The organism is Chitinophaga sp. (assembly GCF_019236475.1).
Taxonomy (GTDB): Bacteria; Bacteroidota; Bacteroidia; order Chitinophagales; family Chitinophagaceae; genus Chitinophaga.
In genome coordinates this window covers 16967-43260 of the sequence record NZ_JAFAIX010000009.1, presented here as the reverse complement: position 1 = coordinate 43260, position 26294 = coordinate 16967, and the positions used below count along the sequence as shown (strand labels likewise).

Below are 26294 nucleotides of genomic sequence, written 5' to 3'. Positions count from 1 at the left end.
GCCTGCAACCAACCTGCCCCAAAGGTTAAAAAGCCCAGTCCAATCTTGTCTTTACAGCAGCCAGGTATCAAATACCAGTCCTATACCGGGACTATGGGCAATCGGACAAAAGTCGTACTACCGGATAGCTCCACCGTGATCCTTAATTCGGAAACGCTCTTGCTAGTGCCGGAAAACTATGGCCAGCAGGAACGCCGGATATTACTGGATGGCGATGCCTGGTTTGAAGTGAAGCCCGACAGCGCTGTGTTTAGCGTAGTGGCTGACAAGCTGACCTCGACCGTCCTGGGAACCAGCTTCCGAGTACACTGCTTTACCGGGCAACAGGGCGCCACCGTTTACCTGCTGACAGGGAAACTGAAGGTGGCCAAGAGCTATCATTCAGCCACCGATAATCAGCCTGAAATACTGGAAAGAGGGCAAATGATCCTGGCCAATCGGGAAATCGACCTGATGGAAAAGGAAACCTATAACCCGCTGGATGCAGAACGCTGGCTGGCCGATTCCCTGCTCTTGGATGAGTCAAAGGGACTGCACCTTTGGAGAGTCCTCGAAGATTGGTATGGTGTAGAAATAGATGTTAAAGGAAACGCATCCAAAGCGAAACCTGTTAGCCAAGTATTTATACATGCTTCCCTCCCACAAGTACTGGATAAATTAGGCAAGGAACAAGGCTTTACCTGGAAAGCCGAGGGCAACCAGATAGAAATTAAATTTTAGCAGATCTACTAACGTTTATGCCTGTACGTTAGCAAGCTTTATATACATTTTTTGTACCTTCTACCCAAATCAACTTTCCATGAAAAAGTTACTATTTGCAATTACTTTGCTGGGCCTGGTTTCCGTCGCCAAGGCACAGACGCCCAGTTGCTGCCATAAGGATGCTGTTACGGAGTTTGCAGACCTTGCCAATTCTTCCGACTTCAGAAATCAGCACGCCAATCCCCTGCCCTATAAGTATGAGGGCGCTGAAGGAGTAAGCATTACATTCCCCGCTCCTGATGGAAAAGAAGCACATGGTTTTTTATTCAAAGCAAAAACACCATCTGATAAATATCTCTTTGTATACCAGGAATGGTGGGGATTGAATGACTACATTAAAAAAGAATCTGAAAAATTATACAACGATCTCGGCGGAAAAGTGAATGTATTGGCTTTGGATATGTATGATGGAAAGATAGCCACCAATCGCGAGGAAGCCAGTAAATTGATGCAAGCGGCACCACGTGAACGCCTACAAGCGATTATGGAGGGGGCATTGCATTATGCAGGTAAGGCAGCCCAGATTGCTACCATTGGTTGGTGCTTTGGCGGAGGCTTATCATTGCAATCAGGTCTGATCAACGGTACACAGAATATAGGAGATGTGATGTATTACGGCATGCCGGAAAAAGATATTGAACGACTGAAAACACTGCATGCGCCTGTACTTGGACTGTTTGCCTCCAAAGACAAAGGTATCAGCCCGGAAGTGGTGAAAACGTTCAAAGAAAATATGCAGGCAGCAGGGAAAAAATTAACCGTTCACTCTTTTGATGCAGAACACGGTTTTGCCAATCCTAGCAACCCGATATACGATAGCAAAGCCACTAAAGAAGCATATGACTATGCTATCGCATTTCTTCGTCAACAGTTTGGTCTGAAATAACACCCGTTATTCACTTTTTAAACTCTTAACAGGATTCATCATAGCGGCACGAATACTTTGCATGCCTACAGTAAGTGCCGCTATGATCATCGTGATAATAATCGCAGCAGCGAATACCCCTGGTCCTAAGTCCACATGATAGCGAAAGTCTTGCAGCCAGTTATGCATCAGCCACCACCCCAACGGCGCAGCAAACAAGAAGGATAGTAAAATCAATCGGCTGAATTCTTTTCCAAACAACCACAATATTCCTGGTACTGTTCCTCCTAATATCTTGCGGATGCCAATCTCCTTTCGTTTCTGCACTACCATAAAGGACACGAGGCCGTAAAGTCCCAGGCAGGCGATAAAAATGGCCAATAATGAAAACACGCGAATGATTTTCAACATGGTTTCTTCTGTAGTATAATACGCAGCAATGGTATCATCCAGGAATTCGTAGGTATATAGTTTATCAGGATACATGGCGCTCCAGGCCTTCTCTATAGCGGGCAGTGTGGCGGCCATTCTGCGGGAATCCAGCTTAATAGCATAATATTCGTATTGTGACGGGAATATCGCCATGGCAATAGCTTCGATGTCCCTATGGAGGGAGCCGTCATGAAAATCCGCCACCACTCCTGTAATGGGCGCTGCCAGCACTCCACCACCGATGGTAATATTCTTTCCTATTGCTTCTTCAGGAGTGGCCAAACCCAGTTTTTTCACCATTGTTTCATTGATAAGAATTTCCCTGGCAGAATCCGCAGGAAAGATGTTTTTCCCTGCAACCAATTTCAATCCAAATGTTGCCAGATAATTTTCATCTATTCCCTTTACGCTTCCCTGGAAAGCCTCCGCCTCGGCACGATGGTCAAAATAAACAGAAGTAGACCAGGTGGCCTGCGACGACGGAGATGCATAACATAAAGAGATGTGCTCTATTCCTGGTATCGTTCCCAGTTGATGAAGCAGCGTCTTGGTGCTGATATCCGGATCATCAGTTCCCATAGGTACCATTACAATCGCCTCTTTATCGAAACCCATATTAAATTCCTTCGCATATTGCATTTGTCGGGTAATCACCATCATCACAATAATCAATACCAATGAAATACTGAATTGCACCACAATTAGACTTTTCCTCGTATTGAAGCCACCCATTTGCTGTAAGGAGAGTTTCCCTTTAAGTGCCGCTACTGGTTTAAATCCGGATAATATCAATCCTGGATAAGCACCTGCCAGGAAGGTTACCACTACAAACATCAACAACAGCATTGAAATCAACAAAGGATCTCTAAATAGTTGATATGGTATATCAGAATGGAACAGTGATCCGAAAAACGGTAAGGTGAGATAAGATAATATAACTGCCAACAGTGTAGCCGTCAACGTTATAATGGCGGTTTCAGCGATGAACTGCCAGAAAAGCTGGCTGCGCTGACTCCCCAAAGCTTTGCGAATGCCTACTTCTTTACTACGATTCAATGCCTGTGCAGTAGCCAAATTGATAAAATTCATACAGGCCGTTATCAATAAGAATACGCCGATCAATGAAAGTATCCAGAGGTTCTTTTTCTCCATCACACCACCGTACCGCGCATTGAAATGTACATCTGATAATGGCTGCAGCTTATAATGATGAACATTTTTGTTATGAGGGCGAAAACGCGGTACATATGCGTCTAAGTCTTTTTCAATAGCAGCAATATTTCCTCCCGGCCTCAAGCGCACATAGCAACTCAAACCGGAGGTTATTCCACCCCAACTATCCTCACTAAGAAACCAATTATTAAAGCCCTTTAATGAAATCCAGGAAATAATAATCTGGCCATTTTGATCCGTATTTCCGGGTAGATCCTGCATAATGCCTGTTACGCGTATGGCTTGTCTGCTTTCAAGGTAAAATATTTGGTTGATGGGGTTTGTATTACCGAAATACTTTCGGGCCATTTTCTCTGTCAGGATAGCTGTATTAGGCTCATTCAAGGGTTGCTTATCGCTTTCCAACAGTCGGAATGCAAACATATTTAGGTAAGAAGGCTCGGCAAAAATTACACTCGACTCCTTCACCTTTTTCACCTCATTACCGAATTTCGTTGTTAACAAAACAGTACCAGGATTTACAAAACGACACATATCTTCCGCGTAAGCATAATCATTCATGAAAGCTTTACCCAACGGAGGAGGCACACTGGCCGAATAAAATATACGATCCCGATGTTGCTCTGTCACAATACGATAAATACGATCACTATCCTTATGGAAGTTATCAAAGCTCAGGTGAAACCGCACCATCATCACTATCAATATGCCACAGGTCAAGCTCAACGCCAGCCCCAGTACATTCAGTAGTCCATAGGTTTTGTTCTTTACCAGGTTCCGTAGCGCAACTTTAAAATAGTTTCTGATCATAAGGTGTTAATTGACATGATGCTGTAAGTAACCAATGCAGTGCCTTTAAATCCGTGTCTACATAATCAAATTTATAAATATTATATAAATATGCATATGTTCGTTTTTGAAACAAATCATGTTCGCTTTCAATACAGGAAAAATAAAAATCCGAAGGTAACATCTGCGATGTCACCTTCGGATTTTATTTTTTCGTCGTCCCTGCCCTGCGGGCAGGGACGACAGGTTGGAGCGTTTTTGCCTCCATTCTCTTTGGGCAGGGACGACAGGCAGAAGTATTTGCCAGGTTCGCTGCTAGCTAAGGCTGGCGCCTACACGCAGCAGCAGTTCTTTTGTTTTGCGAACACCCTCTTCTTCAGACAAACGGTCGCCTTCATATTCAATACCAACATGTCCGGTATAGCCTGCCTCTTTCACAATCTTCATAATACGGGCGAAGTCCATCGTGGTTTCATCACCGTTATCATTGAAGTCGTATGATTTCGCGCTTACGCCTTTCGCGAAAGGCATCAGTTCTTGGATACCGGTGTAGCGGTCGTAATCTTCCAGGCACTTGGTTTTAGCCCAAGCTTCGGGCGTATTGTTTTCTGGTTTTGAACGTTGTAAGCAGAAGTTGCCGAAATCCGGTAAGGTGCCACAGTTAGGCATATTAACAGTTTTCATAACACTGCTCAGCCATTTGCCATTGGAGGAGTTGCCACCGTGATTTTCCACGATCACATTGATGTTATGATCTTTGCCGAAAGCAGCGAGTTTTGCCAATGACTCAGCAGCCGCTTTGGCCACATCTTCGGCTTTGCCTTCTCCAGCAGCATTTACACGGATAGCATGACAGCCGAGGAATTGCGCCGCTTCTACCCACTTATAATGGTTTTCAACAGCCTGCAGCCGTTTCTTCGGGTCCGCGTCTCCCATCTCTCCTTCTCCATCACACATAATCAATACACTTCTTACGCCATTATCATCACAGCGTTTTTTCATTTCTTCCAGGTATTTCTTATCCTTCGCTTTGTCTTTAAAAAACTGGTTCACATATTCCACTGCGTGGATATCGAATTCGTTTTTTGCACGAAGGGGGAAATCGAGGTGATTCATTTTCCCAGCAAACAATGCTTTGTGAAAAGACCATTCTGCTAAGGAAATTTTAAAGAAGAGATCATGTACATTTTCAGTCACCAGTTTATTTTTGGCGCTGTCTTTTTTGTCTTTGCTATCAGTAGATTGCCCGTTGTTACAGGCAGCCAGAATAGAAGGCAGGATACCTAGTCCCATGGTGTAAAGCCCTACCTGCCGCAGGAAATCACGGCGATTGTTCGTATTGCTCATAATAACGTGGTTTTATTTAAATATATCGTTTTTATGAGAATACAGGTAGCTTTTTTTGATGAATGACAGGGAAAGATGCAGCCTTATAAAGCTGCATCTTTCCTGATTCTATGAAAATAAACGTAAGAAACGGTGAGAATTACTAGGCCAGCTAATGGGGCTAATGCGAAGAGGGGTCCTTTTACTACCAGGTTAGCAATACCTGCGGAGATCAGTGATATTCCAAATCCAACATAGGCCCATTCCTTGAAGCGTGCAGGAATCATTGGCAAAATCAGCAGTAGTCCACCTACAATCTTTCCAATACCCAACTCTACGCCAAAATAAGCAGGGAAGCCCATATCTTTTATTCCATTACGGGCCAATTCACTATTAAACCAGATAGCAGGCACACTATCCATCAGTACAAACAAGATGGTAAAAATCCAATAAATAATGCGGTCTTTCTTTGCAATACGAGCAGTGGTGAAGGTTGTCATAATAAACAGTATAATAGTTAAACAATCAGTGTCTTTCGATGATGTAAAATTATACTGCTTATTCCTTATTCATGGGTAGGGATTAAGACATTTACTGGGGTAAATGCGACAACCTATCTCCGCAACAATAATTCTTCCACCGCTTCCGCAAATGCCGCCCCTACAGGCACCGGGAAATGCTGAATATACAAGGAGTTCCTGTCGGCCCGATCAATCTTATTATTGGCTACAATGTAAGATCGATGTACGCGCGTAAACATAGATTCTGGCAGCAGATCAATTGCCTCTTGCATGGATAATCGGGAAAGGATTTTTTTATCTTTCATGAAGAAATTGACATAATTCCCAGCACTTTCCAGGTACAGGATATCATCCAGGATTATTTTCAATTGCTCATATCCGCTCTTGATAAAGATATACTCCGGCACTTCTCGCACAGTATTATTCCGCTGCTTCAACAACCACAAACCATGTGCTTTATTACATGCTTTAATGAAACGTGCCAGGGAGAAGGGTTTGAGCAGATAGTCAATTGCATCCAGTTCAAAACTTTTCACCGCGTGTTCTGAGTAGGCCGTCGTAAAAACGGTCATGGGCGGCTCTGGCATACTGGTGAGGAAATCAAGGCCGGAGATATCCGGCATTTTAATATCCAGGAAAAGGAGATCTATTCTTTCTTTATTCAGAAATTCCATTGCCTCAAAGGCATTGGTAAAATAGCCTTTCATTTCCAGGAAAGGCACCATGGTAGCGTGGTTCTTAATGACCGTCAGTGCAACAGGTTCATCATCTATGGCAATTGCAGTAAGTTTCATAATCTACATCATTTTTCCGAAGAACAATCTTTTCGCCTCTTGCCAGAACAGTTTAATAGAAGCCGGTTCCCGCTGTTTCCATTCTCTTACTAGTTGTTCTGCCTGCTGACGGCGTATAGCGTTACTTTCTTGCATCAGGTAGTCCATCAGTTCCTTATCAGCAGCAACAGCGGCGTCTTGAAAATGTTCTTGTAGTTCTCGTCCTTTTTCCTGTTCTAGTTTTGCATTCAGCATACCTTGTGAACTAGCAGCAGCCAATCTTTCATCATATTCGCCTCTTGGCATCATTAGTTTGCTGAGCAAGGGCATGATTTCAATCAAGGTGATAATAAATACAATCAGGCGATAACGTTGCTTGAGTGGAGGATGGCTTTCTGTCAGGTCGTGCAGGGCTTCTATCTGCGATAGGAAGCCATCAGTAAGGGTACTGGTATATGCCAACACCTTGATACTATCCACCGCACGCATATGTGCTAGTTGTTCATCTAATGCCGCCTGTTGTGGCGCCAGTTGCTTGCGCAATGCTGCTAGTTCCTCTTCGGAGGCCAACCAGGCGGTTTTTTTCACACGGGCTACTGCTTGTTCTCCTATTCTTCCGGAACCGCCAGTACCGTCTGTTTCTTTGATATAACCGTCTTTATAGCCTTTTGTTTCCGCTTCTTTTTGCGCGATGTTTTTGTTCAGCTTATCCAGATCCGTTAGAAATGATTGTCGCTGTACCGCATTTTGTTTGACGAGGGAATCCTTGAATGCATCGATTTTAGTTTGTTTATTAATTTCCAGTTGTGCGGTGATATCTTTCTTAAAGAGCATCAACACAACTGGCTGGGAGATAAACAATCCAATGGTGATGGCCAGCAGCAGCCGGAAAACAACCGGCATCCATTTGTTATTGCCATTACTACGCGTCATAGCGGCAATAAGCGTACGATCAATACTGAGTATGGCGAAGCCAAAGAAAAGGGCTAGCGCCAGCACAATCATATCATCGCTTACGATGGTAGAGAAAAAATATCCCCAGGCAAGGGTGGCAAACATCCAGGTGACAAATACCGCGATACCAATAATCCGATATCGTTCTTTTTCTGTTTTGCATTCTTTTAGGATGTCGGTATCAGCAGCAGAAAGCCACCACAGGAATTTTGTGATGGCATCTGGTTCTGCTTGAGCAGGTTGCATTTTGTTTTCTGATGAAGTTGTCATGGTCTATTATCTGTTCACATCAATGGTAAGATGTACGAAAAATCCTGTCGCGGTTTGTCTGATACTAAGTTCGTGTTTGCCGGGATAAAGTAATGCCAGTCGTTCTTTCACGTTATTCAATCCTATTCCTAGGCTATCTCTTTCCGGATCGTTTTCCGGACGGGGATGTACGGTATTATACACATCGAAGAATATCTTATCCTCATTGCAGGACATGGATATAACGATGCTCGATTTGTTGCGTAGACTGATACCATGTTTGAATGCATTTTCCACAAATGGGATCAGCAACATAGGAGCGATATCATGGTGGCAGTTCGTTTCATCGATATTTACTTCAATTTTAATATCGGGAGACACGAGTACACGCAGTCGCTGTAGATCAATATAGTTCTGAAGATACGCAACTTCTTTATCTAACGGAATTTTTTCCAATGTATTATCGTGCAGCATAAATCGCATCATATCTCCTAGTTTCTGAATGCCTTCGCTGGTGCGGGTGGCTTCTTCTTGGAGAGCTGTGCCGTAGAGTGTGTTCAGTGCATTAAAGAGGAAATGCGGGTTGATTTGCGTACGGAGAAAATCTAGGTTGGCAGCGGAATGTCCGAGGGCAACTTGTAATCCGGTAACGGTGGCTTGTTGCTGTTGCCTGGACTTGAAAAGCAGCCAGCAAAGCGGTAATACCAATATCACGCAAAACAATAAGGATAACAAGCCCAATGGCACGCTGCTACCGGCATGACGGTGCGCCACCACCGCGATGACAATCACCATAAGCGTATTGACCATCAAGAGTAGCAAGGATAGGTCTCTCCACAATACGCGTTTATTACGATGCAATTCATATTCTGGGAAAATGCGGTACTGCGTGAAGTAATACACTGTCATGACAACAGGTCCTGCAAAGAAGATGATACGTCGGGTACTACTGTAGGTAATAGCCACTAAAGCCACCCAAGTGATACCTACAATCAGTAGCTCCTTCGCCCCTTTTGCGGGAAGAAATTTTTCTGTCACCCAACGATGTAAGTAGTCGGCATACAGGGTTTTGGAAACATAATAGAACACATACAGGATAGCATATACGGCAGTACTGAGAAAGGCCATCTTGGCGAATTGCACATGTGCGCCGCGAATAGTGGCATACTGCCCCAGCATATAGCCATAGGTATAGGAATTAGATACCATCAGGGCTACAAAAAGTATAAGCAACACTGGCAGGGTAAGTAATCCTCCCTCCACCCATTTCCCTTGTTCAAAGAAACGGGGGATAATGAGGAAATTCATGGCGATAAAGGAGAGATAGAGGAATAACATTTTTCCCATTGCTGGCAGTACATAATGCAGGTAGTAATCATATACCTGGTGATATTGCTCAAACTTGTATACATAGGGACCGTCCATGGAGATGCGGTCGTTGGACATGAAAGAAGGCCCCAGAAGATTTATCAGCGCCAGCAGGAAAATTCCTGTAGCGACACCGAATTCAATTTTCCGCAGTTGTTGCTGATTCATAGCAGGCTAAATATTTACAGCAATATTAAGCAATGGCGGTTGCTGCTGTAACAAAATGGGATGAAACAGCAATATTCTGTTACGAATGCGCGAAATCCCTTCTGCGCTTTGATTTCTGGGCAGTTATCCGTAATTTCAGGTCCTTAACCTCGTTCACTATGTCCAACGCTAACCGCCGAAAATTCCTCGGCACCGCCGCGGCGCTTGCCGTGGGCGCTGTTGCCGCCTCAGCAAAACCATTTGCTCCCTCAAAAAGTCTCCAGCCCCTCGTTCATCACGTCTTTTTCTGGCTAAAAAACCCTCATTCTGAAGAAGACAGAAACAAACTGATTGAAGGTGTTAGAACCTTGGGTAAAATTGAAAGCATCCGAACTTTACATGTAGGTATCGTAGCGGATACCGAGAAAAGAGAGGTAGTAGATGCTACCTGGGACGTATCAGAGATGATATTCTTTGACGATGTATCCGGACAAGCATCCTATCAAACCCATCCTGTACACCTGGAGTTTGTGAAGAACTACGGCCACTTATGGGAACGGGTGGTAGTATATGATGCTATGACTATTTAGGGCAAAACGTATGGGCATGTAAGCGCATGCCGGATAAGCCACCGAAACGCTTGCCAGAAAGGTGTTTAGATTTAATTACCTTCTCCACTGCAATAGGACCGCAGGACATCAGGGTTTCAAACAATTTAAATACAGGGTGCCGACGCCCTAGTAGGGGGAAGTGTTGGGAAGTCAGGCATCAGCACCACTGCAGTAATATATCAGTACAGAACATTAGTTCAGAGAATAACCTTCCGTAGAATCGGTGGCAGAGAGGTTATCTGCATCCCGGTGAAATTCGTGTCCAAAGTTTTCACTATAAGCTGCATATCCAATGAAGCTAATAATTTCAGCTTCCGCACAACAGGTAGCATATGCAGGATGACGGTCGATCAGATTAAAATACTCCTCTCCCATTCCTACGATAAAACCCCGACTATACAGAAATCCATCATCAGAGCCATCGGTATAAAAATGAATTTCTTCGCGGTCTATCTGTTGGAGTTTGGACTCTAGTATCCGGATAAACCTTACCAGATCAGGCTTTTCCAGCGCGAGTAACCGTGTCTTCATACAATCGGCAATTTCTGCCGACAACAATTCGCTCAATTCAAAAATAAGTTCCGGTTCATTCGATTTAATGCCTTCCTGTCGCTGTTTATCCGCAGAAGGAATATCCTTCCAAGATGCGTCTATTAATGCCCAAAATTGCTGTTCGTTCATGTATATCTAATTCTTACTTCAAAACTACATCGTCGGTACGCAATAGAATTGCGTAGTGCAATTACACTGTGAAGAATAAAGTTTTTCTGCTATCTTGAGGTGGCAGAGATACCCTTTCATCTATGCCGGAACCATCCGCAAAATGGTGGATTACATATTGCTAAACTTTCCACAATGAAGAGAAAACATTTGCTCACCGCGCTGCTGGTATGCGGCAGCTTTATGGCACAAGCACAAGAAAAAGCCAAACCTGAAGACACAGAAGTATGGGAACCCGTTCCAAAAGTGGTTACGCCCGGTAAAATCACCTTCGAAAATGCACCTTCAGATGCCATCATTTTATTCGACGGGAAAAACCTGAATGAATGGGTTTCTGTGGCAGACAGAACCAAACCTGCCGGTTGGGATGTGAAGGATAATGTCATGACGGTAAATAAATCCGCAGGCAACATAGAAACAAAAAGAAACTTCACCAACTATCAATTGCATATCGAATGGCGCATTCCTGCCAATATCACTGGTAGCGGACAAGCCCGCGGCAACAGCGGTCTGTTTCTGGCCTCTACGGGTAAAGGAGATAGTGGTTATGAACTGCAAATCCTGGACAGCTACAATAATAAAACCTATGTCAACGGAATGGCTGGCAGTATTTACAAACAATTCATTCCACTCGCCAATCCTGCCCGCAAACCAGGCGAATGGCAAACCTATGATGTAATTTGGACAGCCCCTGTCTTCAACGGCGATGGCTCCCTGCAATCACCTGCCCGCGTTACGGTATTCTTCAATGGCGTATTGGTACAAAACAATATGAGCCTGTTGGGGCCTACCCAATACATCGGGAAACCTTCGTATACACAGGCGCATGGCGCCTCTCCTATCAAACTGCAGGCCCATGGCGATAAAAGCGAGCCTATCAGCTTCCGCAATATCTGGATCAGAGAACTGTAATTACGGGAACGCCTGTACGATGATTTGATTCATCCCATAAAAAAATGCCGAGAAACAAACTGTTCCTCGGCATTTTTGTTGATACATTGGTACAATTGCTTTATCATGACAGATTCGCTAAAAGTGGCTATCATATATCAAGCTTCCTCCAGTCATACGGACAGTGGCGCCGATATTGCCTGCGCCTTGAAAAATCTTCCGAAAGCAGTTATTACCCCTGCCAAAAATCCCTATATCGACAAGGATACTGATTGGATTTTTCCAGATACCGCACACGGTATTGAACATGCGGTAAACGCTGGCGCTGATTGCATCTGGCTTGATACGGTGCTCTCTTCGGATCATCCCATTACGACCTGGCTGAACAGAAGTATAAAGGTCGTGGGCCAGCACCCGATGCTTTCTGGGATGTACAACGATAAATGGAATACTTTAATGCTGTTGAAAGACAATGATATTCCTGTTCCTGAAGCGGAACTCCTGCAATATGACGATTTTCGGCAGTACAAAAAAAGACCCCGTTATCCGCTGGTAGCCAAATCCATTCGCGGGCATCATCGGGATATGATAGCGATTATTCGTAACAGAGAGGATTTCCAGGAAGAATTAACTAAAATGTTTGATATAGACAGACACAACTCCGCCGTGCTGCTAGAATCCTTTCTGCCAGGAGAGGAAATAGCTGTTACCGTTATGCCTCCCGGTACCTACACGATTGCAGGTAAAAGCGTTGTAAAAGAAAACCCCTGGTGCTTGCCCGGTGTAAAACGATTGGACCACCAGAACGGCGTCTCCCCAGAAATTAATCCTGCTACCATTCTCCACGACACCAAAGTGTTGAATGACAAAGAAGAAAATTCAATGCAGGTACAGGCAGCGTATACGTATTGTATCGCCGCCGCCCGCCTCGTTGGCATCCGCGCTCCGATACAAATGGATTGTCGCGCTGATGCTACGGGTGTTTTTTCCATTATAGACCTAAATATGCAACCCGCCCTCACTGGCCCATCCAGGGTTCACCGACGCAATGTAGAAAGCTTGACCGGCATTGCTGCCCAGAAAATCGGCTGGACATACGCCGAGCTATTGGAAAATATTCTTGCCCAAAATTGGGGTATTTAGAAATTTGCCTACCTTTGCGCCACTATGTGATTCTAATCCTACCAAAAATATAGCACCAAGCTATTGCAGGCCGTCCGGCACTGCTATTTCTCATATACATATATTTCTTAACTAAAATTTACTGACATGAAACTTACTTCCTGCCAACGGACGCTTCATTTATTTGCTCACATCTCAACCCAATTTCCATGCTACTTAACGCACAAAATATATCCTTCCGTCAACCTGATTCCACCAGCATTTTCGAAAATGTCTCCTTTAGCATAGACAAAGGAGAAAAAGCCGCTATTGTAGGCAAAAATGGGGTTGGAAAAAGCACCTTATTAAAGCTCATCGCCGGGCAATTACCGGAATATCAAGGTAGTCTACTGATCAACGGAACACTGTATTATGTTCCTCAGCACTATGGCCATTTCGATCAACAGACAGTGGCCGGCGCCCTAGGTATTGCACACCTGACAACGGCCATGGCAGCGATAGAAAATGGTTCTGTAGCACAGGAAGATTACGATATCATGGAAAATAACTGGGATATCGTGGCTAGATGTGAAGAAGCCTTTGCTGAATGGGGACTGACAGGCATACGGCTGGATCAGTCGTTACAAGAACTGAGCGGCGGTATGAAAACAAAGCTATTCCTGGCGGGGATTTCCATTTTCTCACCGGAAATCGTATTGCTCGATGAGCCTACCAATCACCTGGATCGCAAAGCCAGGGCCCAGTTACATGAATGGATGGCCACTACTAGTAGCGCTGTACTGCTTACCAGCCATGATAGGGAACTGCTGCGTTTGTGCGAGCCCATCATGGAACTGACCGCCAATGGCATACAGGAATATGGGGGCAATTACGACCTGTACGAATCGCAAAAAGAGCAGGAATCAGCCGCAAAAGAACAACAGCTAGACTCACATAAGAAAGCCCTGAAAGAGGCTAAAAAAAAGCAACAAGAAGCCCTTGAACGCAAACAGCGCGCCGATGCACAGGCCAAGAAGAAAGTCCAAAACAGCTCCGATCCGAAGATCTTGCTGAATGGTCGGAAAAATGCAGCAGAAAACAGTTCCGGTAAGCTAAAACAGGTACATGCGGATAAGATCGACAATATCCGTGAATCCTTACAGGAAGCCGCCGGACTGGTACAAATGCAGCAGATGATGAAAGGCTTCTTTGAAAACGCTGCACTACACAATGGAAAGGTACTTTTCCAGGCGGATGAAATGAATTTCAGCTACCCGGATCAGCCGCTGTTATGGCAACAGCCGTTCACCTTCACTATTCGTAGCGGTGAGCGTATAGCCATTACCGGTAGTAATGGGGCTGGTAAGTCCACATTATTACAATTATTGTTGGGGAAACTACAACCCACCGTGGGAAGCTTGCAAACCAGCAGTTATAGCAGTGTATTACTGGATCAGGATTACACCCTGATAGACAGGAACAAAACCATCCTGGAACAAGCATTTTCTTTTAATGAAAGGAAACTAGAACCTGCGCAGATACATACGATGCTGGCGAACTTCATCTTTAAGCCAGACACCTGGCACAAACCCTGTGCTGTATTGAGTGGAGGAGAAATGCTGCGCCTATCGCTTTGCTGTATGATACTACAGAATAAAACGCCGGATATCATTTTCCTGGATGAACCGGTCAATAACCTGGACCTTATCAATATTACGATGTTGGGTAAGATTTTCGCGGAATACAAGGGTACTATTATCTTGATTTCGCATGATCAGTCTTTCACAGCAGATATTGGCATAACCCGGGAAATAGTATTGGAGTAGCCTTATGGCTACTCCAATGGTTTTCTGCGACCGGTATTATCAATCACATAATATTTTTTGCCTTCAATGAGGAGACCTTTGTGATGTCCTTCGTGCTGGTCAACATCCACGCCTATCACCTTTCCATTATACTTTGTAACAATGGTGGTATCGGTGATGGTATGCCCTACGATGATCTTTTTACAATGATATAGTTGGAGGGTACTGTCGACAACAACAATGCTGGCCGCAGGGTCCATAAAATAGCCACGGTACCAGAAGGGCGACCTGCTGTCGAACAGTATCTGTACGGACTCTGGCAATTGTTTTCTAGGAGTGCCTAATGCGGGCCTTACCATTTCGTTGATGCGTTCCAGTGACCATTGTTTATGCAGCAAATCTGGAGATAGTCCTGCGTGCATGACCAATAGATCGCCAATTTGTTCTATTACATTTTTGCTACGCAACCATCTGCCTAGTTCCGTATCCGTGGCGAAAACGGTATGCAGGTCACGTCCCATGAGCCAGGCATTTTTGAAATAGCTAGCATCTGTGTATCGGAAGTCTCCGCTCAACTGCATCACGTCATGATTTCCCAAGATCACATGCACCGCGCCTCCTGCCGCGGCGGCTTTATCTTCCAGGCTGTAGAGCAGCCATAGCCACGGCATTACGGCCAGCCCCCTATCGAATAAATCGCCGGCAATCACGAGGCTGCCTTTACCGAAAGTCCAATTATACTGTCGGTCAATGACGCCTGCTGCCAATAGTAGCTGCTTTCCGGCATCAAATTCCCCTTCAATATCCGACAGCACAAATACCTTGTCTGGTTGAGCGCTAACGGCAGCAGGGATACTGATTTCCCGCTTTAGTTGCACCTTAAAGGAACCTGCATGTAAGGTAGGAGTACTATCTTTCGGATAGATTTTCGTTTCAACAGTCTTTAGATCTTCCTGCTGAAAAATTGTTTTCACGATTGCGCTGTCTCCTTTGTAGTAAACATATGGCCCATCTACATATTGCTGGGCATATCCGGTCAGGGGCAACAGGGAAACAACCAAAATGGTTTTCAGTTTGAACATGATGTAAGTAAGAAAAAAATGACTGAGGGATACATGAAGATACGGATCAAACGCAATAAAAAAGCCACCTCGCGGTGGCTTTTTCAAGTATATATTTTCCTAGAGTGAAATTATTAGTAAGCGCCTTTAGGCCAGATGCTAGATTGCACTTCCGCGATATGACTTTTCTGGAGCAGCAGCATACAGAGACGCGACTGTCCGATACCACCACCCATCGACAGTGGATAGGCGCTGTTCAGTACATTGGAATGGAATTCCAGTGTAGCGCGTTCTTCACAGTTTTTGAGTGCCAGTTGTTTTTTCAATGCAGTAGCATCTACGCGGATACCCATGGAAGAGATTTCCAATGCGCTGTTCAGTGCAGGGTTCCAGATGAGGATATCCCCATTGAGGCCATGGTAGCCATCTTCGTTGGCAGTGGTCCAGTCGTCATAATCAGGAGCACGGTCATCATGCACGAGATTGTTGCTCAGTGGTCCGCCGATACCCATGATAAATACCGCCCCATATTGACGGGTAATTTCATTTTCCCTTTCTTTCGGTGTGAGTTGCGGGTATTTAGCGAGCAGGTCTTCACTATGGATAAAGTGAATATCTGCTGGCAGGTCCAGTGCTTGGCCAGTTTCAGCGGCCACCATATCATTGGTGGCTTTCACTGCTTGATAGATAGCGTTCACTGTTTGTTTGAGATATGCCAGAGAGCGGTCTTGCTGGCTGATGCGTTTTTCCCAGTCCCATTGGTCTACGAAGAAGCTATGGATAGGAGAAATTACCTCATCTGGGCGGATAGCGCGCATATCCGTTACGATACCGTGTCCGGAAGGTGTTTCCAACTCATGGAGGCGCATACGTTTCCATTTAGCGAGGGATTGCACGATTTCTACGGATTCGGACACCCCTTTCAATTGGAACTGAACGGGTTTTTCCACCCCATTAAGATCATCATTAAAACCGGTTCCGGATTTCACAAACAGAGGAGCGGTCACTTTAATCAGTGACAACTGACGGCACAGTTGACTAGCGAAGAAATCCTTCACCTGTGCAATTATTTGTTCTTTCGCGAGCATATCGCTTTGTGCTGATGTTTTGGCGGTCGGTTGCATAATACTTCCGTTGCGTTTTCTATGTTAATTTTATGATTTCGTTAGATGACTTTCTACAAAAGTCGCTATTTATGCGACAATATTCAAAAATATTATCCAAATTATAAAATATTTTTAACAAATACGGCCATTTTATTGTAAAATGAACAAAATCAGGTCAAATTTTAGCAAAATCTGTTAATTATGCATTGAACTAGCAGTGCATTCAGGTGTTGAATAAGTAGCATAAAAGAGTGAAATATGGAAAGTCATCATCATCGGGAGGAAACCCATATAGGCGCGTTGATAACCTTGCAGGATCAGGCTATCAGCAACCGGGATCTCAATGCAGCAGTGGAAAATTATCAATATGATGTAAAGATATTTGATGTAGTGGGGCCCTTGCAGCAGCATGGCGTTTCGGAGGTGAAAGCCCGACTTACTGCCTGGACGGGCAATTTCAGTGAAGAGCCTGTGCGTCTCACTACACATCAGTTAGTAGTAGTAGCCGAAGAGTCAATTGCATTCAGCAATTGTATAAAGCATATCTCTGCTAATTTAAAAAACGGCAATAAATTGGAGGGGTATTGGCGAGAAACCCTCTGCTGGGAGAAGTTACAGGGCGAATGGAAGATTGTGGCATCACATAGTTCTGTGCCTTTTAATGCCACGACAGGAGTGGCGGAAGTGGGATTGAAATTATAACAATAAGCTACCATTTTGCTATCCCAGACCATGTATACTGAGGTTTGATAACCGCTGTGTGGTAATATTTACCTCTATATTCCAATAGCAGCTACCACCATCCATCACTTCGAGTTCTCCCAATGCGGCCTTTTCTTCAAGATCTTCATTACACGACAGGTTAATCCAGATAATGGTATCACCATTCCAATTGGTATAGCCAAAATACTGACGGTAATATTGTGCTAAACTGGTAACTATATTGTGACCAAAGCGTTCAAGCGGCAATCCAACTGTAACTACTCCCAGGTTTCTTTTTAGCAATTTTTCTGCGTCTTCAATATCCTTGATTGATAAATCGATCCTGGATTTTTGTCCCTCTATTCTGTAACTGGTATGATAGGTAGTATCGAAAATATAACCCCGGAATTCTTTCCCTTTATAAAACTGCGCCTTATGATGCTGCGCAGCAAGTGATAGGGAAAAACAGAGCAGTATTACGAATGGCAGTGGTACTTTCTTCATCGCTGTAGTTCAAGATGTATAAAAATCAGCGGAGGCAAGATCGATAAACTTATTTGATAATCATCCACCAAAATTGAACTTGAAAATTTCTCGAAACTTTAAATACAAACGGCCACAGGTGCAGTTTGCACCCATGGCCGTTTACAACAATTTTCGCTTTCGTTCTAATTCACTCTTACCTTCAAAGAAGACGTACGGTCATTAAATGTACTGGTGTTTTTCAGACAGCTTGCATCGGAGGTTAATACCAGCGAATCTCCTGTGAAGTTATCGCCGTCAAATAGGGTAACGGTTACGCCAGCAGGAATTTTTAGGGAAGACGCGTCATTATCAAGACCGCCAGCAGCCACGATAGCAGCAGTATTGTATTGACCTGGTCCGAAACTAGCGCTCCAGCCACCATAGCTACAGTTTTGATATACCAGCACTTGCGGTGCTGGCGTATTGCCACCTGGGTCTACATCTGCCAGTGTGGTGCCGATTTTGATTCCCTGTACATAGTTGGTGATATCAGACGGATCGCCGCCATATACACCAAACTTAGGATCACAGTAATCAGCATCAAGGGTACGCGCATAATAACGCTGCGTACCATTCACCAGCGTTTGCTTTGTACCGTTGTACCAGAACTCAATAAAGCCGATGGAAGAATCTCGTGATACTTTGAGATGCAGTACCATCGTGTTCCAAACATTGGAAGACAATGGCGTCACCCATACTTCTGTTCCAATTTTTCCAGGAGCATAGTGCATCAGGTGGAAAGTGTTGCTGGAAGAAGTACTGAGTACAATCGGATAATTCTGCAGCATTGGCTGTGTAGTGCCGAAGGCCTTCCATTGGAATACCGCATTGGTATTCTGATTGGCAGGAATGTCTAGTTTGGACCGCCATCCGATGTAGATGTCATCTCCTTCTGCGGCCTGATAGTTCTTAGCGCCGTGGCCTTCTGTACGATGACTCAATGCTGGTTTGTAGAACTTCCAGACAGGTCCGTAAACAGCGTCTGTATCTACCGTAATGGTGCCAGTACCTTCGATGTTTAGGACCTTCCATACGTTGGAAGCGCCGAGGGCAGCATCGCCATTAAAAAGCAGAGATTCGACATGAGCGCCGGCATTGCCAGTCTTGGCATTTGCAGGGTTACTGTTGTCTTTTGCGCAATTGGTCAAACCTGTGATACAGGAAAGGCCCAGCAGGCAGGTAATGAGCGCCTGATTGATTTTCATAAGGGAATTTATTTGGGTGAACAATATATTCCGAATCTAAGCAATCGATTGCAATTTATCAGGCAGCGGATTCGCAATTTCTGATATTAATTTGCTTATTTCTGATTAGAGTAACTAATGTCTCTATAATATTATAACAACATATTTGTGAGGTATGCCGATTAATAGGGAGTTATAGAATTCGATAAACCCAATGAGAGGGATTAAAGGAACAGTAATTATCACCAGGAAAGAAGAGACATTAAATGCTTTTAGGGAGACACGCAGTAATCGTGTATGTTTGAGCTCATTCAATTACAGGCCTGGCTGTCTCCCGAAATAATCATTTCAACTCCTTACAAAAATGGAGCGGGGAACTATCTGAGCACCATTACCTATTTTCTTAAGTAAATTATCCGCTGTCAAGAAATTAGCATTACAACAAACATCTTCATAGTTAAAGTAGGATGTTATCAGCATTCAAGCTCTTTCTCCATTTTCATAATGGTAATGCTCCTGACCTGCTGAAGTGAATTTGCCTATAAATAGTGAAGACGTGTGCTCTTCTTTCTTCACATTAAACATTCCTTCTTTAACAGCCCAATCATACACCCCAGTATTAATAGGGTACTTCGTTAATACTCCTGTCAATTTATGCGTTCTGACCCAATCTTCAGCAAGTGAAAGTTCCGTAAAAACGGCGGATGCAAAACGTCCATTTTCTCCATTAAAAATCCAGGTAAAATCCATTATACCCCGAAATTTCCAATTTTCAACTCTACATTTTTTGGGGAGGAGATCACTTCTAATATCTTTTTGATGTCGGTGGCGGTAATGGAGACTAGCTATTTTCACATTTCTTCAAATCCTATAATAAGATTGTGTGAAATCCAGTAAAATGCCGCAGGCGGTACCTGCGGCATACTAGGTTTATTACAGATTCTTCGTATTCCAGTATTGGTAATTATTATGAAACCTTAGATTTTTTTTCTGGATTCAATTGAAGAACCAATCTGTCTCAAAATCTCTTTCGCCACTTTCATTCAACCATGCTCACGTTTAGACTTTAAAAAAGAGAATAATCATTCTACTTCTGCCAAATATTCTTAAAATAAATTATAGGAAATAATCCAACAAGAATCCAAAATAGCAATCTAGGTATTAATAGGTATAAAGGATAGCTAGACCAGTTACTCCATATAGTAAATACCCCAACCACCCCAACATAAAAACATATAACCTTTAAGATAACAATGAAAACAGGTCCTCCTTCCTTAGGATAAAAATATTCCTTATATCGTATTATACCCCCATAAAAGTAAAGACTGAAAATAATTAGAATGCAGTATATACATGACAGTACAATAGTATCTCTAGAGTAAATTTCAAGTAGTAAAGCAGCAGTTACCAACAAAATTGCAAGTATATCAAGTGTTTTTTTCATAATTATATTAACGTATTGCTCTAGTTTTTACTTCTTTGTTGTCCCCATCAAGGCGAATAACAGTCTTAAGCTCTTCAGGACTTACACTTGTCATTGATGTTAAAAAACCAACAATGGCTGAAACAGGGCCACTCTTCAGTTTTTTAGCATAGGCTAATATTACTCCTACACCTCCTTGAGCCTTTCCTGTGTTGGAAAATGCCGAATTTATTGCATCCGCCTTATTTTGAAGGGGGCTTCTTTTATCCTCAGTTTTAATATCGACCACACTTTGGACAGCAGATTGAAACTCTTTACTTGTGACTTTTAAATCCGCCTTCAAAGTAACTGCCCCTCTATCCACAATTTGACCATTACTTTCATCATTCTTATATAGAACCTTATCCGTATAGATGCTTTGTTGTACTTCACCCACTTCTCCATCTGGATTAATTGTAGTTGTTGTTTTTATGACCCTAGTATTAACAATACGATCTCCAGTATTCTTATCCGTCGTTTCTGTGATGGATTGGTTAGTTTCAGTAATATTATCGACGCCAACTGTCTGATTTTTATTGCTATATGTAAATGTATTTACTATAGTTCTCGATTTAAATGCACGTGTCTTGGATTTATTATCCTCTGATGTTTCATTCTCCGTAGCCTCCTGTCCATCAGGATCAATGAATCTAATTGGATTATCAAAAGCATAATTAAAAGGCGAATACCTCCTCATTTTTTCCGATAAAGGATCTAGTACATGCCATCTTCCTATCTGCTGATCATACATCCTCGCCCCATAGTCATACCACTCAATGCGGGGACGCCTACAGTATTATTGATGGCATAATATAAGGTAAGGCGCTTTACTCAACAGATGCTTATCAGTCAATCAGAATAAAGGGATATCAATTATTAATTTCGATTATGGTCAATCAAACTCCAACAAACTTAAACAATTAAACGAAATAGCCATCATTCGTCAGGAATTACTTCCAACAAGGCAAGTTGAAAAAACGAGTGGTATTACAATAAAAAAAGCCGTTGAAAAACTCAACGGCTTTTAAAAATTATCTGTGGAGCTGACGGGAATCGAACCCGTGTCCAAACATATTCGTCGAAAGGCTTCTACATGCTTATTTACACATTAGTATGTCGGAACTTGGCAGGGGTGCAACGAACCAACCTCGTTCTTATCCGTTTGAGCTTCGGTACTCACTCACAGAAACCATGAGTACCTATCCCTATGGGTTTGATGATTCAGCGGCGGGAGTCGCATAAGGCGACAACTCCAGGCGGCTATAATGGGTGTCTAATCTCTGATTAGGCAGCCATGGCGTAGTTAGATTCGCCATTTAAAGTTTGAATATTCAGATTAACGTGCTAATTATCCAACGCACGACATGCTTACACTTTCAAAGACCTATGCTGTCAAAACCAGGCAGCCCCTGATTATTCCACAAATATACAACTTTTCCGCAAAGTAAAAAAGCATACAGTTGTGACAACTGTATGCTTTTTTCAAAATTTTATCAAAAAGTGGCTATTTACCGAAAATTCCCCTCCAAATATCCATTCCGTTCGCAAACAGCAGGAGTCCGAGAATTAATACCATCCCTACAATCTGGGCGTATTCCAGGAACTTCTCACTTGGTTTGCGACCTGTTACGATTTCGTAGATCAGGAAGAGCACATGGCCGCCATCCAATGCAGGAATAGGCAGAATATTCATAAACGCCAGGATAATCGACAGGAAGGCAGTCAATTGCCAGAAATCCAGCCAGTTCCACTGATCCGGGAACAGTTTGGCAATACTACCAAAACCACCCACCGATTCCGTCACTTTCACTTCTTTGGATACAAACAAGAGTCGCAGTTGCATCACATAAGAATTCAGTTTATCCACGCCCATTCTTACACCCGCAGGGAAAGATTCCAGGAAGGAGTAATGAATGGTCACGGTTTTAAATGGCAGGAGCGCCATTTTACCCGTAGAATCCAATACCGGATGAACAGTCAAGGTATCTTTTCCACGAAGGATTTGCAGATCAATCGTTTGAGATTTATACTTCTTCATTTCCGTCATGAAGGCCTTCGTATCCGGAGTAGCAACGCCGTTTACTGCCAGCATGCGGTCATCTGCCTTCAAACCAGCTTTATCGCCAGGGTATCCTTCCAGTACTTTACCAATCACGTAAGGCACTGTATCTGGCATATTAGGATCGATGAAGCTTCCACCGCCTTTCATGATGCCCATTACGCGACGAATAAATCCTTGCGGAATGGCTACTTCCACCTGCTGACCATGTCTATCCACCTGGATAGTTTTGGCGCCATGGAGGATCATGTATACCGGTATCTTATCAAATTCCTTTACTTCTTTGTTATCCAGGGAGATGATTTTATCACCATCCTGCAGCCCGATGCTTTTACCGAGGGAATCCACTTTTATACCATAAGTCAGGTCTTTGGTAGGAATATAGGTATATCCTTTAGACCAGAGAATCATGGAATAGATGAAGAAAGCCAGCAGGATATTCACCGTAACACCACCGATCATAATGATCAGACGTTGCCAGGCTGGTTTGGCCCTGAACTCCCACTCTTGCGGGGGTTTAGCCATTTGTTCCTTGTCCATGCTTTCATCAATCATACCGGATATTTTCACATATCCGCCGAGTGGAAGCCAGCCGATACCGTATTCCGTTTCTCCTTTCTTGATTTTAAAGAGTGAAAACCAGGGGTCGAAGAACAGGTAGAACTTTTCTACACGGGTTTTAAACAACTTGGCAGGGATAAAGTGGCCCAGCTCATGCAGAACCACCAGTATAGAGAGCGACAGAATAAGCTGTCCGCCTTTCACTAATATTAACTCTAATGTCATTTAGTATATGCTGCTTTTATTCCGCCTGTAAAATATCAGATTTAACAGATATAAAGGCAAAATTTGTTGTTAATTTTTGACTGCTGTTAAATTACAATTGAATTGATTAAGGAAGACGCGTGCTCTCTGGCTACAGCGTCACATTCATAGTAATCGTTCAGTGTAGGCTTCTCTACAAATGGGACTTTTGCCATTGTTTCCTCGATTACTTCCGTCATCTGGAGGAATCCGATGCGGTTCTTCAGGAAGGCATTCACCACTTCTTCATTGGCAGCATTCATCACACAAGCAGCGTTTCCACCTTTGTACATCGCTTCCGTAGCGATGGCCAGGTTGCGGAATGTTTTGGTATCTGGCTGCTCAAATGTCAGCGAAGAATAGTTTCTGAAAGAGAAACGAGGGAAATCATTCTGTAATCTGTCTGGGAATCCCAAGGCATACTGAATAGGCAGTTTCATATCTGGTAATCCCATCTGGGCTTTCAGAGAACCGTCTACAAATTGCACCATGGAATGGATGATAGATTGCGGATGAATCACCACTTCAATATCTTCTGGTTTCAGACCAAACAACCATTTGGCTTCGATCATTTCCAGTCCTTTATTCATCAAGGTGGCGGAATCGATCGTGATTTTAGCCCCCATACTCCAGTTAGGATGTTGGAGTGCGTGGTCTTTTTTCACGTTGATCAGGAAATTCGGTTTTTTACCGAGGAAAGGACCACCAGAAGCAGTGAGGATCACCTTTTCCAATTTCGACAGCGGTTCTCCCAACAAGCACTGGAAGATGGCCGAGTGCTCGGAGTCTACCGGAATAATCGGCACATTTTTCCTGGCAGCAGCAGCCATGACGATATCGCCGGCGCAAACAAGGGTTTCCTTGTTGGCCAACGCAATGGCAGTACCTTGTTCAATTGCCGCCATGGTAGGCGCCAAACCGGCAAAGCCCATAATGGCAGCCAGCATCATATCAATAGAATTCCAGGCAGCTACTTCCACCATGGATTTAGCGCCAGCAAATACTTTAATGCCTTTATCAAATAATACGTCCTTAACCTGCTTATATTTCTCTTCATTCCCGATGACAACTGCATTGGGTTTGAATTTCAGCGCCTGTTCAATTAACAGGTCTGCATTATTCTGGGCGGTCAATACTTCCACACAGAATCTGTCGGGATGCGCCGCTATCACATCCAGTGCCTGAATACCAATCGATCCGGTAGAGCCGAAGATGGCAATTTTTCGTTTATTCATTACGGTGATTTACATTTTATCGGTTAACAATACATGAACGATCAGCTGTAAATTTGGTTTACAGCAGTTATATTTTCTCCTGGAATACTATCACTGTAAATACTGCGTCAGCTCGTCTGCCAGTTTCCTGTCGTTACTCAAACGAGGTACCTTATTTTGTCCGCCCAGTTTTCCAATCGCCTTCATATAGTCGATAAAGCCCTGTTTCCGTACAGGTCTTATTTTCAGGGGTTGCAGGATATTGCCAGTCAATAAGTCGTTGTAATATATATTTTTCCGGCGCAAGTTCTCATCCACCTTTTTGGCGAATGCCTCCAGGTTGGCCGGCATATTTTCAAACTCCACAAACCATTCATGGTAAGGAAGTTCGCCGTTTGTCTGGATCATCGGTGCTACAGTAAACTCCGTAATGTGTACATTTTCTTCCTGAGCGGCCTTCATCAAACTATACTCTACTTCTTCCCCGATTACGTGCTCTCCGAATGCAGAAATAAAATGTTTAATACGTCCTGTTACCAGGATTTTATACGGATTGGTGGAGATAAATTTAATAGTATCTCCGATATTATATCCCCAGAGGCCAGCATTATTATTAATAATCAGGGCGTAATTTACGCCAACCTGCACATCTTTGAGTGACAGTCGGGTAGGATTTTCGTTAAATATTTCCTGTGCAGGAATAAATTCATAGAAAATGCCTGAATTGGTATTGAGGAGCAATCCTTCTTGTTCCTGGGAATCCTGGAAGGCAAAGAACCCTTCTGAAGCCGGAAATGTTTCGATGGTATGGATCGGCGCCCCGATGGAAGCCATCAGCTTAGCGCGGTAAGGTTCAAAGTTCACCCCACCATATACCATCACATCAAAATTTTTAAATATTTCGCGGATACGTTTACCATTGGTACGTTCCATCAGGCGATCGAAGTACATCTGTACCCAAGGTGGAATACCACTGATCAGGGTCATATCCTGGTTGATGGTTTCCTCCACAATCCGGTCCAGCTTCGTTTCCCAATCGTCAATACAATTTGTTTCGTAAGATGGGAGCTGATTGGTACGCAGGTATTTTGGAATATGATGATTGACGATACCACTCAACCTGCCGGTAGGGATGCCTCCTACTCTTTCCAGTTCAGGAGAACCAGAAAGGAAGATCATTTTACCATCTGCAAAGGCGGTATTGCCCGTTTCTCCCATATAGTTCAACAGCGCATTTCGGGCAGTATCTATATGATTGGAGATAGAATCTTTGGTGATGGGAATATATTTTACACCACTGGTGGTGCCGGAAGTTTTAGCGAGGTAAATGGGCTGCCCTTTCCAAAGAACGTTCTGTTTACCCTGCTTAATACGTTCTATATAAGGTTTGTACTGCTCATAGTCGCGCACAGGAATGGCCTGTCTGAACTCCTCGTGGGTATTGACTGCATCCAATTTATGCTCCGCGCCGAATTCCGTTTTCCTTCCTGTTTTTATCAGCTCCTCCAGGATATGCTCCTGGTCTTCTACCGCCCTCAGCATTTCCTTCTTGATCTTGTTATGCACAATGGAAGCAAATGGTTTGGCCAGCAGTGATTTAAACTTCATGCCTCGTTATTTTATTATTGAGAGATTGGACATCTATTATAATATAGTGTAAACGACAAATGTATATAAAAATGCGATCCCT

At 43.6% G+C, this 26294-nt stretch carries 23 protein-coding genes and 1 other RNA gene; 7 read left to right on the top strand and 17 right to left on the bottom strand.

Annotated elements, in window-relative coordinates:
- The first annotated feature begins 45 nt into the window (after window positions 1-45).
- Window positions 46-720 (top strand): FecR family protein, encoded by a 675-nt coding sequence (locus JO154_RS11365; protein ID WP_291945373.1) that lies wholly within the window; start codon window positions 46-48, stop codon window positions 718-720.
- A gap of 79 nt (window positions 721-799) precedes the next feature.
- Window positions 800-1648: a dienelactone hydrolase family protein gene (locus JO154_RS11360; RefSeq protein ID WP_291945370.1), complete on the top strand. Its 849-nt coding sequence runs from the start codon at window positions 800-802 to the stop codon at window positions 1646-1648.
- A 6-nt stretch (window positions 1649-1654) separates the two neighbouring features.
- On the opposite strand, the gene JO154_RS11355 is transcribed toward JO154_RS11360, so the two are convergent.
- The 6 genes from JO154_RS11355 to JO154_RS11330 all read right to left on the bottom strand — a co-directional run bounded on the left by JO154_RS11355 (window position 1655) and on the right by JO154_RS11330 (window position 9380).
- On the bottom strand, window positions 1655-4042 hold the full coding sequence (locus JO154_RS11355; RefSeq protein ID WP_291945367.1) for an ABC transporter permease: 2388 nt from the start codon (window positions 4040-4042) through the stop codon (window positions 1655-1657).
- 294 nt (window positions 4043-4336) lie between these two features.
- On the bottom strand, window positions 4337-5368 hold the full coding sequence (locus tag JO154_RS11350; RefSeq protein WP_291945364.1) for a TIM barrel protein: 1032 nt from the start codon (window positions 5366-5368) through the stop codon (window positions 4337-4339).
- A gap of 83 nt (window positions 5369-5451) precedes the next feature.
- Complete coding sequence (locus JO154_RS11345) at window positions 5452-5847, bottom strand: DoxX family protein (RefSeq protein ID WP_291945361.1); 396 nt, start codon at window positions 5845-5847, stop codon at window positions 5452-5454.
- Window positions 5848-5960: 113 nt separating this feature from the next.
- Window positions 5961-6662, bottom strand: a complete 702-nt coding sequence (locus tag JO154_RS11340; RefSeq protein ID WP_291945359.1) for a LytTR family DNA-binding domain-containing protein — start codon at window positions 6660-6662, stop codon at window positions 5961-5963.
- Between the two features lie 3 nt (window positions 6663-6665).
- Complete coding sequence (locus tag JO154_RS11335; protein ID WP_291945356.1) at window positions 6666-7865, bottom strand: DUF4407 domain-containing protein; 1200 nt, start codon at window positions 7863-7865, stop codon at window positions 6666-6668.
- Between the two features lie 6 nt (window positions 7866-7871).
- Window positions 7872-9380, bottom strand: coding sequence for a histidine kinase (locus tag JO154_RS11330; RefSeq protein ID WP_291945353.1), 1509 nt, complete (start codon window positions 9378-9380; stop codon window positions 7872-7874).
- A gap of 158 nt (window positions 9381-9538) precedes the next feature.
- Here JO154_RS11330 and JO154_RS11325 point away from each other — a divergent pair, with 158 nt between their 5' ends.
- Window positions 9539-9949 carry a Dabb family protein gene (locus JO154_RS11325; protein WP_291945350.1) on the top strand — a complete coding sequence of 137 codons (411 nt, stop codon included), beginning with the start codon at window positions 9539-9541 and terminating at the stop codon, window positions 9947-9949.
- 213 nt (window positions 9950-10162) lie between these two features.
- Here JO154_RS11325 and JO154_RS11320 read toward each other — a convergent pair whose 3' ends face one another.
- Window positions 10163-10651 carry a DUF4240 domain-containing protein gene (locus JO154_RS11320; RefSeq protein ID WP_291945347.1) on the bottom strand — a complete coding sequence of 163 codons (489 nt, stop codon included), beginning with the start codon at window positions 10649-10651 and terminating at the stop codon, window positions 10163-10165.
- 174 nt (window positions 10652-10825) lie between these two features.
- On the opposite strand from JO154_RS11320, the gene JO154_RS11315 reads away from it, so the two are divergent.
- From JO154_RS11315 to JO154_RS11305, 3 genes are all read left to right on the top strand, one after another.
- The gene (locus JO154_RS11315; RefSeq protein ID WP_291945344.1) at window positions 10826-11602 is read left to right on the top strand and encodes a DUF1080 domain-containing protein; all 777 of its coding nucleotides are present in this window, start codon (window positions 10826-10828) and stop codon (window positions 11600-11602) included.
- A 105-nt stretch (window positions 11603-11707) separates the two neighbouring features.
- On the top strand, window positions 11708-12724 hold the full coding sequence (locus JO154_RS11310) for a carboxylate--amine ligase (RefSeq protein WP_291945342.1): 1017 nt from the start codon (window positions 11708-11710) through the stop codon (window positions 12722-12724).
- A 188-nt stretch (window positions 12725-12912) separates the two neighbouring features.
- Entirely contained in the window at window positions 12913-14508 is a 1596-nt protein-coding gene (locus JO154_RS11305; RefSeq protein ID WP_291945339.1) for an ABC-F family ATP-binding cassette domain-containing protein, read from the top strand.
- An 8-nt stretch (window positions 14509-14516) separates the two neighbouring features.
- Here the strand turns inward: JO154_RS11305 and JO154_RS11300 are convergent, their stop codons facing one another.
- Window positions 14517-15569: a metallophosphoesterase gene (locus tag JO154_RS11300; RefSeq protein WP_291945336.1), complete on the bottom strand. Its 1053-nt coding sequence runs from the start codon at window positions 15567-15569 to the stop codon at window positions 14517-14519.
- A gap of 113 nt (window positions 15570-15682) precedes the next feature.
- Entirely contained in the window at window positions 15683-16672 is a 990-nt protein-coding gene (gene asnA / locus JO154_RS11295; RefSeq protein ID WP_291945333.1) for an aspartate--ammonia ligase, read from the bottom strand.
- 240 nt (window positions 16673-16912) lie between these two features.
- Between asnA and JO154_RS11290 the strand changes: the two genes are divergently transcribed.
- The gene (locus tag JO154_RS11290) at window positions 16913-17356 is read left to right on the top strand and encodes a nuclear transport factor 2 family protein (protein WP_291945330.1); all 444 of its coding nucleotides are present in this window, start codon (window positions 16913-16915) and stop codon (window positions 17354-17356) included.
- 18 nt (window positions 17357-17374) lie between these two features.
- Here the strand turns inward: JO154_RS11290 and JO154_RS11285 are convergent, their stop codons facing one another.
- The 8 genes from JO154_RS11285 to JO154_RS11250 form a co-directional block, all read right to left on the bottom strand.
- On the bottom strand, window positions 17375-17860 hold the full coding sequence (locus JO154_RS11285) for a hypothetical protein (RefSeq protein WP_291945328.1): 486 nt from the start codon (window positions 17858-17860) through the stop codon (window positions 17375-17377).
- Between the two features lie 164 nt (window positions 17861-18024).
- On the bottom strand, window positions 18025-19086 hold the full coding sequence (locus JO154_RS11280; RefSeq protein ID WP_291945324.1) for a heparin lyase I family protein: 1062 nt from the start codon (window positions 19084-19086) through the stop codon (window positions 18025-18027).
- Between the two features lie 459 nt (window positions 19087-19545).
- Entirely contained in the window at window positions 19546-19815 is a 270-nt protein-coding gene (locus JO154_RS11275) for a hypothetical protein (protein WP_291945322.1), read from the bottom strand.
- A gap of 701 nt (window positions 19816-20516) precedes the next feature.
- The gene (locus tag JO154_RS11270; RefSeq protein ID WP_291946333.1) at window positions 20517-21305 is read right to left on the bottom strand and encodes an RHS repeat-associated core domain-containing protein; all 789 of its coding nucleotides are present in this window, start codon (window positions 21303-21305) and stop codon (window positions 20517-20519) included.
- Between the two features lie 257 nt (window positions 21306-21562).
- Window positions 21563-21937, bottom strand: a transfer-messenger RNA (tmRNA) gene (gene ssrA / locus JO154_RS11265).
- A gap of 94 nt (window positions 21938-22031) precedes the next feature.
- Complete coding sequence (gene rseP / locus JO154_RS11260; RefSeq protein WP_291945319.1) at window positions 22032-23372, bottom strand: RIP metalloprotease RseP; 1341 nt, start codon at window positions 23370-23372, stop codon at window positions 22032-22034.
- Window positions 23373-23458: 86 nt separating this feature from the next.
- On the bottom strand, window positions 23459-24625 hold the full coding sequence (locus JO154_RS11255; protein ID WP_291945316.1) for a 1-deoxy-D-xylulose-5-phosphate reductoisomerase: 1167 nt from the start codon (window positions 24623-24625) through the stop codon (window positions 23459-23461).
- A gap of 90 nt (window positions 24626-24715) precedes the next feature.
- Window positions 24716-26212: a GH3 auxin-responsive promoter family protein gene (locus JO154_RS11250; protein ID WP_291945313.1), complete on the bottom strand. Its 1497-nt coding sequence runs from the start codon at window positions 26210-26212 to the stop codon at window positions 24716-24718.
- Window positions 26213-26294: the final 82 nt, after the last annotated feature.

Bases quoted from the DNA above. Each gene is read 5' to 3' on its own strand.
- JO154_RS11280 (WP_291945324.1), bottom strand. From the start codon at position 19,086: ATGAAAATCAATCAGGCGCTCATTACCTGCCTGCTGGGCCTTTCCTGT.
- JO154_RS11290 (WP_291945330.1), top strand. From the start codon at position 16,913: ATGGAAAGTCATCATCATCGGGAGGAAACCCATATAGGCGCGTTGATA.
- JO154_RS11250 (WP_291945313.1), bottom strand. From the start codon at position 26,212: ATGAAGTTTAAATCACTGCTGGCCAAACCATTTGCTTCCATTGTGCAT.
- JO154_RS11355 (WP_291945367.1), bottom strand. From the start codon at position 4,042: ATGATCAGAAACTATTTTAAAGTTGCGCTACGGAACCTGGTAAAGAAC.
- asnA (WP_291945333.1), bottom strand. From the start codon at position 16,672: ATGCAACCGACCGCCAAAACATCAGCACAAAGCGATATGCTCGCGAAA.
- JO154_RS11275 (WP_291945322.1), bottom strand. From the start codon at position 19,815: ATGGATTTTACCTGGATTTTTAATGGAGAAAATGGACGTTTTGCATCC.
- JO154_RS11330 (WP_291945353.1), bottom strand. From the start codon at position 9,380: ATGAATCAGCAACAACTGCGGAAAATTGAATTCGGTGTCGCTACAGGA.
- JO154_RS11300 (WP_291945336.1), bottom strand. From the start codon at position 15,569: ATGTTCAAACTGAAAACCATTTTGGTTGTTTCCCTGTTGCCCCTGACC.
- JO154_RS11335 (WP_291945356.1), bottom strand. From the start codon at position 7,865: ATGACAACTTCATCAGAAAACAAAATGCAACCTGCTCAAGCAGAACCA.
- JO154_RS11325 (WP_291945350.1), top strand. From the start codon at position 9,539: ATGTCCAACGCTAACCGCCGAAAATTCCTCGGCACCGCCGCGGCGCTT.
- JO154_RS11350 (WP_291945364.1), bottom strand. From the start codon at position 5,368: ATGAGCAATACGAACAATCGCCGTGATTTCCTGCGGCAGGTAGGGCTT.
- JO154_RS11305 (WP_291945339.1), top strand. From the start codon at position 12,913: ATGCTACTTAACGCACAAAATATATCCTTCCGTCAACCTGATTCCACC.
- JO154_RS11310 (WP_291945342.1), top strand. From the start codon at position 11,708: ATGACAGATTCGCTAAAAGTGGCTATCATATATCAAGCTTCCTCCAGT.
- JO154_RS11255 (WP_291945316.1), bottom strand. From the start codon at position 24,625: ATGAATAAACGAAAAATTGCCATCTTCGGCTCTACCGGATCGATTGGT.
- JO154_RS11320 (WP_291945347.1), bottom strand. From the start codon at position 10,651: ATGAACGAACAGCAATTTTGGGCATTAATAGACGCATCTTGGAAGGAT.
- JO154_RS11315 (WP_291945344.1), top strand. From the start codon at position 10,826: ATGAAGAGAAAACATTTGCTCACCGCGCTGCTGGTATGCGGCAGCTTT.
- JO154_RS11345 (WP_291945361.1), bottom strand. From the start codon at position 5,847: ATGACAACCTTCACCACTGCTCGTATTGCAAAGAAAGACCGCATTATT.
- JO154_RS11340 (WP_291945359.1), bottom strand. From the start codon at position 6,662: ATGAAACTTACTGCAATTGCCATAGATGATGAACCTGTTGCACTGACG.
- JO154_RS11360 (WP_291945370.1), top strand. From the start codon at position 800: ATGAAAAAGTTACTATTTGCAATTACTTTGCTGGGCCTGGTTTCCGTC.
- JO154_RS11285 (WP_291945328.1), bottom strand. From the start codon at position 17,860: ATGAAGAAAGTACCACTGCCATTCGTAATACTGCTCTGTTTTTCCCTA.
- rseP (WP_291945319.1), bottom strand. From the start codon at position 23,372: ATGACATTAGAGTTAATATTAGTGAAAGGCGGACAGCTTATTCTGTCG.